Annotated in this window: 9 protein-coding genes; 5 read left to right on the top strand and 4 right to left on the bottom strand. The window is 40.3% G+C overall.

Going from position 1 to position 12096, the window contains the following annotated elements; translation table 11 throughout:
* Positions 1–12 precede the first annotated feature (12 nt).
* The 4 genes from ACFFIP_RS18410 (at position 13) to ACFFIP_RS18395 (ending at position 4026) form a co-directional block, all read left to right on the top strand.
* Positions 13–999, top strand: coding sequence for an isoaspartyl peptidase/L-asparaginase family protein (locus ACFFIP_RS18410; protein ID WP_382389242.1), 987 nt, complete (start codon positions 13–15; stop codon positions 997–999).
* Between the two features lie 6 nt (positions 1000–1005).
* Positions 1006–1734: a copper homeostasis protein CutC gene (locus ACFFIP_RS18405; protein ID WP_382389241.1), complete on the top strand. Its 729-nt coding sequence runs from the start codon at positions 1006–1008 to the stop codon at positions 1732–1734.
* 155 nt (positions 1735–1889) lie between these two features.
* Positions 1890–3428: an FG-GAP repeat domain-containing protein gene (locus ACFFIP_RS18400; RefSeq protein ID WP_382389240.1), complete on the top strand. Its 1539-nt coding sequence runs from the start codon at positions 1890–1892 to the stop codon at positions 3426–3428.
* Positions 3429–3567: 139 nt separating this feature from the next.
* Positions 3568–4026, top strand: coding sequence for a CBS domain-containing protein (locus ACFFIP_RS18395; RefSeq protein ID WP_382389239.1), 459 nt, complete (start codon positions 3568–3570; stop codon positions 4024–4026).
* 45 nt (positions 4027–4071) lie between these two features.
* Here ACFFIP_RS18395 and ACFFIP_RS18390 read toward each other — a convergent pair whose 3' ends face one another.
* Complete coding sequence (locus ACFFIP_RS18390; protein ID WP_382389238.1) at positions 4072–4845, bottom strand: YdcF family protein; 774 nt, start codon at positions 4843–4845, stop codon at positions 4072–4074.
* Positions 4846–5015: 170 nt separating this feature from the next.
* The gene (locus ACFFIP_RS18385) at positions 5016–5273 is read right to left on the bottom strand and encodes a hypothetical protein (RefSeq protein ID WP_382389237.1); all 258 of its coding nucleotides are present in this window, start codon (positions 5271–5273) and stop codon (positions 5016–5018) included.
* A 274-nt stretch (positions 5274–5547) separates the two neighbouring features.
* Between ACFFIP_RS18385 and ACFFIP_RS18380 the strand changes: the two genes are divergently transcribed.
* Complete coding sequence (locus ACFFIP_RS18380) at positions 5548–8493, top strand: FAD-binding and (Fe-S)-binding domain-containing protein (protein ID WP_382389236.1); 2946 nt, start codon at positions 5548–5550, stop codon at positions 8491–8493.
* A 162-nt stretch (positions 8494–8655) separates the two neighbouring features.
* On the opposite strand, the gene ACFFIP_RS18375 is transcribed toward ACFFIP_RS18380, so the two are convergent.
* Together ACFFIP_RS18375 and ACFFIP_RS18370 are read right to left on the bottom strand one after the other, a co-directional pair.
* Positions 8656–10056, bottom strand: a complete 1401-nt coding sequence (locus tag ACFFIP_RS18375; RefSeq protein ID WP_382389235.1) for an MBL fold metallo-hydrolase RNA specificity domain-containing protein — start codon at positions 10054–10056, stop codon at positions 8656–8658.
* A gap of 130 nt (positions 10057–10186) precedes the next feature.
* Positions 10187–12094, bottom strand: a complete 1908-nt coding sequence (locus ACFFIP_RS18370; RefSeq protein ID WP_382389234.1) for a PspC domain-containing protein — start codon at positions 12092–12094, stop codon at positions 10187–10189.
* Positions 12095–12096: the final 2 nt, after the last annotated feature.

Genomic DNA, 12096 nt, shown 5'->3' with positions numbered 1-12096 from the left:
AATTTGATCGAAATGTCTAATAGACGTTCTTTTCTGAAGAAGACACTTGCTTCCACCACCTTGCTATTGCCGGGCAGTATCATTACTTCCTGTGCCGAGCCTGGGCAAAAAAATTCCGGTGAAAAATTCAAACCCTTAATCCTTTCCACTTGGGATCACGGGATGCCGGCAAATGATAAGGCTTGGGAAGTGTTGATGGAGACAGGTAATCTGGTTTCAGCCGTTGAAGAAGGTGTGAAAGTAACTGAGTTGGACATGGATAATTTGTCGGTTGGCCTTCAGGGTTTACCGGATAGAGAAGGAATCCCTACCTTGGATGCATCTATCATGAAGGGTGATGGTTCCTGTGGGTCTGTGGCGTTTGTCAGACAGGTCAGGCATCCTATTTCTCTGGCCAGAAAAGTGATGGAAGAGACACCGCATGTGATGTTGGCTGGTGAAGGTGCGAGGCAGTTTGCCATTGAGCAAGGTTTTCCAATGGAGAAAGAGGAGTTAAGTCCTAAAGCCAAAGAATTGTATGAAGAGTGGAAAGTGGAATCCAGGTACAAGCCGATTGTGAATATTGAAAACCATGATACCATTGGCATGATCGCATTGGGTCCTGATGGCAAATTAGCAGGATCCTGCACCACCTCAGGATTGGCTTATAAAATGCACGGAAGGGTTGGGGACAGTCCAATAATTGGGGCAGGTCTCTATGTAGATGATGAAGTAGGTGCTGCAACCGCAACGGGATTGGGCGAGTCGATTATCAGGATTTGCGGGAGTTTTCTGATTGTAGAATTGATGCGCCAAGGCCGTACACCTCAGGAAGCATGTGAGGAGGCGGTGATAAGATTGATAGCCAAGAATTCTAAGGATATCAAAGATATTCAAGCTGGATTTTTAGCCATTAACAAGGAGGGTGAATATGGGGCTTATGCTGTTCAACAGGGTTTTACTTACGCAATGCACCATAGCGGTGGTGGAAATTTGTTAAACGCTACCTACAAATTATAAGTCACCATGATTCTTGAGGCTCCGGTATTTACGATTGAAGCAGCGATTCAGGCTGAAAAGTTTGGGGTGCATCGCCTGGAATTATGTTCAGATTTTGGAGAAGGAGGAGAGACCCCCTCAGCTGGTGCCCTTCAGTATTTAAAAGAGAGTCTTAAGATTCCTGTTTTTGTCATGATCAGACCACGAGGAGGGGACTTTGTATATACACCTGAAGAGCTGGAAGTCATGAGGATGGATATCAGCATTTTGAAATCTCTTGGAGCGGATGGCTTTGTTTTTGGGGTTTTGAATCCTCAAGGTCAGGTGGACTTGGAGGCTTGTAAAAAATTGATCAGTGAAGCGGGGGATTTACCATGTACTTTTCACCGGGCATTCGATATTGCTGTGGATAAGGCACAAGCATTGGAAGATATTATTGCCTGTGGGTTTAAAAGGATCTTAACTTCAGGAGGAGAAAATAATGTGGATCTTGGTATTGGCAAAATTGTTACGTATTTGAAGCAAGTGGCTGGAAGGATTATTATCATGCCAGGAGCAGGGCTGATGGCAAGGCATTTACCTGTTTTAAAACAAACAGGATTGCTGAAGGAGGTGCATGCAAGTTGTAAGTCATTCAGGCCTACTGCAAGTCAGTATTTTCATGAAAAAGTATCACTCTCTAATGATCCGAATGCGTTCAGGCAAGTGCTCACCATTGATGCAGATTCCGTACAGGAGTTTTTGAAATATATGTGAGTATACTTAGGTGAATGTGTATCAAATAATTTCGAAAAGATTAGTTGAATAAGTTGATTTAATGCATTCAAAGTGGTATTTTTCCTTTTATCAAAATGTAAAACTCACACAATGAAGAATTCGTAATATTGTCAACAAGATTAAATCTGTTTGATATGTATTTTCGAATTTTTATCAGCCTTTTGGCTTTTCTTTTTTTTATTGGGTGTGCTTCTAGTTCCCAAGAGACTAAAGATGATTTTGAGCAAATTAAACAATTGAATGTCAGTTCATTGGAATTGACGGGTGAAGCTCTTTCAAATGCCTATTGTGCTGTCTGCCACATTAAACCCGACCCTTCCTTATTAGATCAAATCACATGGAAAACTTCCGTTTTGCCTGATATGAGAAGACGCTTAGGCTTGATCAATGCCGAAGATTTTGGCGTTGCTGTGGGGGAGGATAATGATGCGCCTGAGGGTATATATGCTTCAGAAACGTTGATCAATCAATCAGAATGGGATTTGATTGAGGATTTTTACCTTTCGCATGCGCCGGAAAAATTACCGGTGATAGATCTTTCCAGTCAAGATTTATTGAATTTGGATGAATTTTCTCTGAGAGTGCCTGATTATGGGGAAAAAAGACCGAGTTTAACTACTCTGACTGAAGTTCATGAGGATTCACAAGTGATTTTTGTTGGAGACAGGCATAACCAATTGTTTAAGATTGATTCAAAATCTTTTAAAATTTTGGATTCCCTTCGAATTCCCTCACCTGCCTCAAGTATTAGATTTAGGCATAATGGAGCTTTTGATCTGTTGACCATGGGGTTTATGGATCCTTCTAATTTTGCTATTGGTCAGATGAATGCTTTCTCAGCCGAAGCCTCAGAGTCTATAATGCTTGATAGTTTGAGGAGACCTGTGCATTTTTCTTTTGGGGATTTAAGTGGGAATGGAGAAGAAGATATTGTGGTTTGCAATTTCGGTCATCACATAGGTAGTTTGGTTTGGTTTGAAAAGACCACCTCAGGATATAAGGAACATGTTCTGAACAATAGGCCCGGTGCCAGAAAGACTTTTTTAGACGACGTCAACGGGGACGGTTTATTGGATATTATTGTGTTGATGACCCAGGCGAAGGAAGGCGTATTTGCTTATCTGAATCAGGGCAATGGTAATTTTAAAGAAAATACGTGGTTGTCTTTTCATCCTGTTTTCGGAAGTTCCGATTTTGAGTGGATTGATATTGATGGAGATGGGTTTAAGGATATTGTTTTAGTAAATGGGGATAATGCCGACCTTTCTCCGATTTTGAAGCCTTATCACGGTGTTCGCATTTTTAAGAATAATGGGAAAAATCAATTTGAGGAGACTTATTTTTATCCGATGTACGGTGCAAGCGCATTGGTGGCAGGTTCATTTTCAGGAGAAAATAAAAATGATATCGCTGTTATCTCACATTTCCCTGACAAGCAAAATGAACTCTTGGAGAATTTCTTGTTTTTTGAACAATTGTCCGAATTCGACTTTAAAGTTAAGAGGTTTCCAGAATTAGGGAAATGGTCTTTACTGACAATCAACAAAGGAGATGTGAATGGGGATGGAAAAAAGGATTTGGTTTTGGGGAGTTTTGACTTTAAAACAAGGTATGCTTTTCCTCCCGTGGATTGGGTTCCATTTTTGATTTTGGAGAATGATTTTGAAAATTGATTTAATTCATTATTTAAAGTTTGCTTTTATTTGTTTTATCGATAAAAATCATGTGGTTAATTCAATAGTGTTGATGTAAAATTTTGATTTCATTTTATTTTTGGCTAAATTATTAAGCTCATGTTAAATCAAAATTGCTATGGTGAAAAGTTTTCAAGGAGTTAGGGTTGTAGAACCCAAAAAAACAGCTTCCCCGGTCTTGGTCAAAGACCATATGAGTACAAACCTGATTGTTTTTAGGCCGGAGGATTCTATCGACCATGTATTGGATATGCTTACACAAAGGAAAATTTCCGGAGCTCCTGTCGTCAATGGAGATGGACAATTGGTAGGGATTATTTCAGAGGTGGATTGTCTAAAGGAAATCATCAAGGGAAAATATTCCAATACACCCAAATTCCCAGGAAAAGTAGCAGAACATATGACTGAAGATGTCATCACTTTATCTCCTGAAATGTCAATTTTTGATGCAGCGCAAAAATTTCTTGAGCTGAAAATAAGAAGATTTCCAGTGTTGAAGGATGGCCGACTTATAGGGCAGATCAGTTTGTCTGATATTATCAGAGCATTTCCGAAATTAAAATCGACTACCTGGTAAATAGAAGAAAGTGCTGAAAATCAATCAGCACTTTTTTGTTGAAGGTTATAGATAGCCTGCAAGTTTATACATAACGATACCGATCCATTCCTTAAATAATTTGTGCCATAAAAAGATGGCATTTGGGTCTGGATACAGAAGCAGAGGAATGTTGAACTTAATATCTTCAGCATAGTAGTCTACAGGAAAGGTGTCGGTGTCTAGGCCTACTTTGTTAAAGCAGCCTTTTGCTCTTTTCATGTGAAATGCTGAGGTAATGAGCAGGTATTTTTCATTTTCAGAGCTGTAACCTTTATCATTCAATGTTTTAAGTGAAAAAACAGCATTTTGATAAGTGTTTTTCGCTTGGTTTTCTACAATAATATCATTTTCCTCAACGCCAGCGATCATCATAAAATCACGTAATAATTCCGCTTCTGTATTGGGATTGACCGGGTCGAGACCCTGCCCTCCAGTGATCAGGATCTTTTGGATCTTTCCAAGTTTATAAAGCTGGACTGCATGTGTGGCTCGATCTGCGCCTTTGTTGAAAAAGGTACGGTCATAGGCAGTCTTGCTCAAGTTTGTGACTCCGGTCAGTACAATTCCCACTTCGTAATTCGGAAGATCCTTGATGATTTTGAAATCGGGTTCCCATAGCTTCATAGCTAGGTTAGAGATGAATTGATTGGAGAAAAATAGCAGCAATATAATTCCTGCCAACATCAATCGTTTTCCGAGAGGTTTTTTGGACAAAAAGAACCCTCCTATGATCAAAACCATTACAATGGTCAATGGCATCATCAAAAAACTCAGAAATTGCGAGAGATAGAAGAACATAGGACTTAAATTTTCCGCAATATAATGAATTGGGATGTTTCAGAGAGATTGGCCTTCTAAGTAGTGCTTAGGAAACTTAGGATGATTTTTTGAATTGAAAGAATAAGAGGAAAAAGTGACCGATATAGGGAATACCTTTCAGGTTGTATTTTTTTTTTGAAAAGTTCGGATTAGATAAAAAATAATGAAATCGCCAAAACCACCATCACGCCGAAAATAAACAAAACCAGTTTATTGCTTTGGTTGTATTGTTCTTTTCTATCGAATCTTTCGGCAATCATTTCATCGTAATGTTCTGGATTTCTATTTAATATAGGGGAATTTGGAGTCAGATAGGGGTTATCAGCCATCATGGACCTGCTAGTCCTGATGCTCCGATTGTCTTTGGATGATTGAATCATATTAAAACCTGAAGTTCCACCTGCCATACAACTAAAATAGCGATAATTATATTTATTACAAAATATGGTTATTATAATTTTCTTATGTGCAACTTAAAAAGTCTGAGATGTGATAATAGGCTTTGTGAATATTTTGTATTCTGATTTGCGTTTTTATCAACAAAACCGACACTTTATTAAAATGCGATTGAATAACAGTCTTTTTGATTTCGAAAGTCTCAAATTGGGTTTAAGCGGTCATAGTTGTTAATTATTTTTCCAATGCTGTTCAAAGCTTGGTTCTAATCTTTATTTTTGTCTTATGACCTCAACTCAACCTAACCTATTGCCTTATTTGCAGAATTTAGCAAAAGAGTTGGAAGGAGAATTAAAATATGATTCTCTCACCAAAACCCTATATGCTACAGATGCTTCAGTTTACAGGGAAATGCCATTGGCGGTTGCTTTCCCCAAAAATGGGCGTGATATTCAAAAACTGATTTTTTTCGCTAGAGATTATGGCACTTCATTGATTCCCAGAACAGCTGGTACCTCCTTGGCAGGTCAGTGTGTCGGTAATGGTATTGTGGTGGATGTGTCCAGATCTTTTACGGAGATCATAGAATTCAACAAGGAAGAGCGATGGGTCAGGGTGCAACCAGGAGTTATACGGGATGAACTCAACAGGTATTTGAAACCTCATGGACTTTTTTTTAGTCCCATTACCTCTACTGCAAACAGGGCTATGATCGGAGGGATGGTAGGAAATAATTCTTCCGGAACAACATCTATAGTTTATGGAACGACTAGGGATAAGGTACTAGAGTTAAAAACTTTTTTGAGCGACGGCTCGGAAGTGGTATTTGGGGAGCTTACAAAAAGAGAATTCGAGAAGAAATGTTTGCTTGACTCCTTAGAAGGTAATGTTTACCGTCACCTGAAAAATGAGCTGTCTGTTCCGGAGAACCAAGATCAGATCCGTGAAAATTTCCCCAAGAAATCCATTCATCGTAGGAATACCGGATATGCTGTAGATGCAATGCTGGAGTCTGAAATTTTCACAGAAGGGGGAGGGAAGTTTAATTTTTGCAAGCTTTTGTCAGGATCGGAAGGGACTTTGGCATTTACAACTGAAATCAAAATAGCGCTTGATCCTCTCCCAGATCCGGTAGAGATAGTTGTTGCAGCACATTTTGAGTCTATCCACCAAAGCATGAAGGCAGCTCAGGTTGCGATGAAGCACCCTGCTACTGCGGTGGAGCTGATGGATAAAATAATTCTGGACTGTACAAAAGAAAGTCTGGAATACAACAAAAACAGATATTTTGTAGAAGGAGATCCTATGGCTTTGCTAATGATTGAGTTTACCGGTAAAACGGAAGCAATAGCAAGGGAAAAAGGGGAAAGGTTAATAGCTGATCTAAAAGAGGCGGGATTGGGATATGCGTATCCTGTTATTGGACCGGATAAGACAAAATCTGCCTGGGCTTTAAGGAGCGCGGGATTAGGTTTATTAGCCAATATTCCGGGAGACAGAAAGGCAGTGGCCTGTATCGAAGATACAGCTGTGGATATTGAAGATTTGGCTGATTATATTGATGAATTTGATAAAATGATGGAGGCTTATGGTCAGGAGCCTGTTCATTATGCCCATGCCGGTGCAGGAGAGATACATCTAAGGCCTATTTTGGATTTGAAAAAGAAAGAAGATCAAGAAGAATTTTATAAGATTTCCCTAGATGTGGCCAAACTTGTCAAGAAATACAATGGGTCTTTAAGTGGTGAACATGGGGATGGGCGTGTGCGTGCCCCGTTTATTCCATTGATGGTGGGAGAGGAGAATTATCAGTTATTTCGAAGGATTAAATATACCTGGGATCCCAACAATATTTTTAATCCTGGAAAAATCGTAGACACAGCTCCAATGAATTCTTCCCTTCGTTACGAAGCGGATATGGTTACCCCTGAACAGGACACCCTGATGGATTTTTCACATGTAGGAGGTATTCTCCGTTTGGCGGAAAAATGCAATGGTTCGGGAGATTGTAGAAAATTACCTGCCTCAGGTGGTACGATGTGTCCCAGCTATCAGGCATCAAGAAATGAAAGGGATACCACTAGGGGTAGGGCAAATGTGTTGAGGGAATTTTTGACCAAAAACCAACAACCAAACGCCTTTGACCATCCTGAAATCAAGGAAGCGCTGGATTTGTGCCTTTCTTGTAAAGGCTGTACTGCAGAGTGCCCTTCAAATGTTGACATGGCCTCAATGAAGGCAGAGTTTCTTTACCAATACCAGAAGACGAATGGTGTTCCATTAAGATCCAAAGCTTTTGCCCATATCAATGACCTGAATAAGCTTGCGTCTTTGGCGCCGGGACTTTCAAATTTTGCCTTGGGGAATAGCCTGACAAGTGGTCTTATGAAGGCTGTTTTAGGTGTTGCCTCAAAAAGAAATCTTCCTGAAGTAAGTAAAGAGAGTTTGGTGTCATGGTTTAAAAAGAACAGTGATAAATATCCGGTTCAAAAGCCTGTTATTAAAAGCCTCTATCTCTTTGTGGATGAATTTACCAACTTTAACGACACAGAAATCGGCATTAAAGCTATCAAGCTTCTCCGAAAGCTTGGTTATGAGGTGAAATTGGTAGACCATCAGGAGAGTGGAAGATCTGCACTTTCCAAAGGGCTATTGGAAAAAACTAAGAAACATGCGGATGCCAATGTGAAGATTTTCAAGGATATCATCGATGGGAATACTCCTCTTGTAGGAATTGAACCATCTGCAATCTTAAGTTTCAGGGATGAATACCCCCGACTTGTCAGTCAAGACCTTGTTGATGCGGCGAAGAAGCTTAAATTTCACACACTTTTGATTGATGAGTTTCTTGGAAGAGAAATAGCTGCAGGCAATATTACACCTGAGTCTTTTACAAAAGAGAGTAAACATATTAAACTTCATGGGCATTGTCATCAGAAAGCACTTTCTTCATTGACTTGGACACAGAAAATGCTAAGTCTGCCAGCGCATTACTCAGTTGACATCATTCCATCCGGATGTTGCGGAATGGCCGGATCTTTTGGATATGAAGAAGAGCATTATGACCTGAGTATGCAGATTGGGGAAATGGTACTTTTTCCAGCTGTCAGAGAGGCTAAGGAAAGTTGCCTCATCGCGGCTCCGGGTACTTCCTGCAGGCATCAAATAGCAGACGGGACAGGTAAAAAAGCCAAGCATCCGGTGGAGATATTGTGGGATGCGCTTATCTGAAAATTGTGATCAATGTTTAAGATATTAAGGAAACTCCCTGATTTTGAAAAGGCAGAAGCCATCCAAGATCAGGGAGGATTATTTTGGGTACTTAGGTTTTAATCTTAACGGAGCTTTTAAATTTGAGAATGTTTCGCGTCATTTTTGAAAGATGTTTTTTGATTAAATACCATCAAAAAGTACAAAGCTTTCTAGGTATTCCGGTATGATTGTATGCCAACCAAGCTCCTGCTCAAGTCGGTTAGAAAGGCCTTCTGATGCTTCCTTTTCTCCATGTATCATGAAAGCTAATTTAGGTTTGGAAGCGAAACCTTCAGCCCATTCCATCAATTCATCCTGGTCAGCATGGGCCGACATGCCCTCTATATAATAGATTTTTGATTTGACCTGAATATCGATGCCGTACATTCTTGAAATGGGATCGCCGTCAATCAGTTTTCGTCCCCTTGTCCCTTCAGCTTGGTAACCAACAAAAATAAAGCTGTCCTGTTCATTGGGTAGTCGGTTGTAAAGATGGTGCAAAACCCTTCCCCCAGTAGCCATGCCGCTTGCAGAAATGATGATGGCATCTCCTCTTAAAGCATTAAGGGACATAGAAGCTTCCTGCGTTTGGTAATAGTGCAGTTTTGGATGTTGGAATGGGTTACTGCCTTCCTCGTCAATCACAGGTCCAAGCCTGTGGTAGGGGTGGAATCTTTTGTAAAGTTTGGTGACATCTATGGCCATTGGGCTATCGACGTAAATAGGGATGTCCGGAATTTTTCCTTTTTGGAGTAAAAGGTGTAGGTAATACAGGATCATTTGGGTTCTTCCCACAGCAAATGCTGGGATGATAGAAACACCGCCATTGCGAAATGTTTCCCTGATCGCTCGTGCCAATTCTTCCATTGGATTTTGTTGGCTTTGCTTCCTGTTGCCATAAGTAGATTCCATAAACAGTACATCCGCAAATGGGATTCTGACGGGAGCGTGCATTATGGGGTCTTTGTATCTTCCCAAATCACCAGAGAATATGAGTTTCTTCTCCTGATTATGTCCTTTTACTTTGATTTTGGCAATTGCTGCCCCAAGAATATGGCCTGCATTGTAGAAAGTAAGTGATAGGTTTTCATTCAGTTTGAATTCCTCCTCCATTTCGATAGGATTAAGGAGAGGAAAGACCCTTTCTGCATCTTCAATAGTGTAAAGCGGCAAAGGTTTTTCGTGTCTTGAATAACCTTTCTTTTGGGCATAAGCAGCCTCTTCTTCCTGCAATTTTCCTGAATCCAATAATAAAATACGGACCAGTTCTTCAGTTGGGAAGGTGCAATATATTGGTCCATCGAATCCTTCTTTTACCAACTTGGGTAAGTATCCGCTATGGTCGATATGTGCGTGGGTGAGGACGATGAGATCGATTTCTGATGGATCGATCGGGAATTTGTCCCAATTTCGAAGTCTATACTCTTTCAAACCTTGGAAAAGGCCACAGTCAACCAGGATTTTTTGATGGTCAAATTCCAATAAATACCTGGAACCTGTTACAGTCTTAGCCCCTCCCAAAAATTTAACTTTTACTTGCATGTCATTTTGGATTTATTTCTAATTAAAAATACAACTTAATTGTATACTATTATATTTTAGTCTTGGATAAAAAAAGAAGGCAGGCATAATTTTCTATGCCTGCCTGGAATTGAGTATAAAGGAGACTTACTTATTTCATGAAGTAATAAGTTTCGAACATTTGCCTAGATAGGCTATCTGCTTTAGATAGCTCTTCCAAAGAGGTACAAGTCAGACAGAATAAGCCGTCTTCATTGAATACCCAGTGGTTTTTGGAGTTAACATCCCTGGTTTTGTAACCGTTTTTATAAAGGGTATTTCGGATAATCGGTAGAATTGACTTGTCCAAGACGAAAGGTCTGTTGTATGGAATTTCAAGGCTGAGGTTAAGGTTTTGTCCCCTGAATTTTTCCATTTGGCTAAGGTCAATACTTCTGTCGAAGGTTAGGATGGAATCAGTCACTGTATAACTGTAGGATATGCCCTGTGCATTTTTCATGGCCTCTGCATGGCCTTTTCCTCTAGATTTGAAATTTTGGACCAAGATAACCTCTTCTCCGTCAATACCTGTTAGTTCCAGGCTTACCATGTCAAACACGCCTTGATTAGAGGGGATGTTGGCTTCTGATTTCAATATCATGGTTCCTTGAGAGAGGCCAAGCGTTTCATCAACTGTATGAACTGCTTCTGTCTTGAATTGAGAGACTACTTTAGGTACTTGGAATGCTGCCACACCGATGCTCAGTAACCATAAGCCCAAAATGACCAATCCGAATCTTCCGTCAATGATACTTTTTTTGATGATCACACTGATACCCAAAAGGAGAATAACCAAACCGGGAATCATGATTGCGGCAGCTATAGCAATGGCCAACCAACTTGGCATGATATCACTGATCCAATCAGCAGGGATATTGTCAAATACTACAGCCGCTTCACCCATATTGGATGGTAACATCCCGAAGTACACCCCCAACATAAGTATAGGCGCTATGGTGAGGGACATGCCCACCAAGGAAACGATCAGACCGAAGAACACCCGGATGACTGCCAATAAGAACAACCCAAATGGTCCTAATGCGGTACCCAAACTGTCAATGACTTTTCCCAGAAATCTGAAAGGGGCCAATAAGATTTTCCTTGCCTGACTTTCCTCCTTTGCAGGTAAAGGGTTCATGTTTTCTTTTATAGTGGTTTCAATATTGTCCAAAGTGATTGCGCCACCTTTCATTTGGATTCTTTCTGTTATAGATTTTGCCTGAGGAGTGATGATCCATAAGATAAGATAGATCACAAAACCTGCTCCGCCGGCGAAGATCAACCCGATGAACAAGAGCCTCACCCAGATCACTTCCACATTAAAATAAGCAGCTAGTCCGCTTGCAACTCCTCCCAAGGTCTTGTCATCTGGGTTTCTATAGAGCTTTTTGATGTTTTTATCTTCAGGCTCCTCATAAGAGACTGGTAAAATTACCCATAGCACTATATAGGCAATCAATGCCCAGATACCTAGAGAGAAAGAGAAATCCAAATTCCAAGGCAAAAACTCCCAAGGCGCTTTTCCGAAATTCAATTTGCCACTGAAAAGGAGTAACAAAGCAACAAGCCTTGTCCACAGAGGGTCAATAGCTAGGTAATGTGCCAGACCCGCGCAAACACCTCCTAAGATTTTTCTGCTCTCCAGTCTTGTCAGCTTTTTGTAGCCTTTGATATCTTGTCCAGGAGGGGTTATGTATTTATAATAGTCAGGGTCTTTTCCTGCATTTTCTTCCTGAATTGGCTCATCATCCTGCTCAACAGCTTTGAAATCTGCAATGGTGCCCATTTTCTCTATCAGGCTGTTGACGTTTTCGGCAGTGATTACCTGCTTATTGTTTTTAAGGTTGCTGAGGAATATTTCAGCAATTCTATTTTCTATATCAGAAATGATCTCCTGGTTATCTTCATAATGTGAAAAATGCCTGTTGATAGATTCAAGGTATTTTTTCAGGGTAGCGTAGCCATCCTCTTCAATGTGAAAAAGGATGCCGCTGATATTGATACTGATGGTCTTTTTCATGT

The sequence above is a fragment of the Fontibacter flavus genome, assembly GCF_042432905.1.
GTDB lineage: Bacteria > Bacteroidota > Bacteroidia > Cytophagales > Cyclobacteriaceae > Fontibacter > Fontibacter flavus.
This window is presented reverse-complemented; position numbering and strand designations above follow the sequence as displayed.

Bases quoted from the DNA above. Each gene is read 5' to 3' on its own strand.
- ACFFIP_RS18410 (WP_382389242.1), top strand. From the start codon at position 13: ATGTCTAATAGACGTTCTTTTCTGAAGAAGACACTTGCTTCCACCACC.
- ACFFIP_RS18405 (WP_382389241.1), top strand. From the start codon at position 1,006: ATGATTCTTGAGGCTCCGGTATTTACGATTGAAGCAGCGATTCAGGCT.
- ACFFIP_RS18400 (WP_382389240.1), top strand. From the start codon at position 1,890: ATGTATTTTCGAATTTTTATCAGCCTTTTGGCTTTTCTTTTTTTTATT.
- ACFFIP_RS18395 (WP_382389239.1), top strand. From the start codon at position 3,568: ATGGTGAAAAGTTTTCAAGGAGTTAGGGTTGTAGAACCCAAAAAAACA.
- ACFFIP_RS18390 (WP_382389238.1), bottom strand. From the start codon at position 4,845: ATGTTCTTCTATCTCTCGCAATTTCTGAGTTTTTTGATGATGCCATTG.
- ACFFIP_RS18385 (WP_382389237.1), bottom strand. From the start codon at position 5,273: ATGGCAGGTGGAACTTCAGGTTTTAATATGATTCAATCATCCAAAGAC.
- ACFFIP_RS18380 (WP_382389236.1), top strand. From the start codon at position 5,548: ATGACCTCAACTCAACCTAACCTATTGCCTTATTTGCAGAATTTAGCA.
- ACFFIP_RS18375 (WP_382389235.1), bottom strand. From the start codon at position 10,056: ATGCAAGTAAAAGTTAAATTTTTGGGAGGGGCTAAGACTGTAACAGGT.
- ACFFIP_RS18370 (WP_382389234.1), bottom strand. From the start codon at position 12,094: ATGAAAAAGACCATCAGTATCAATATCAGCGGCATCCTTTTTCACATT.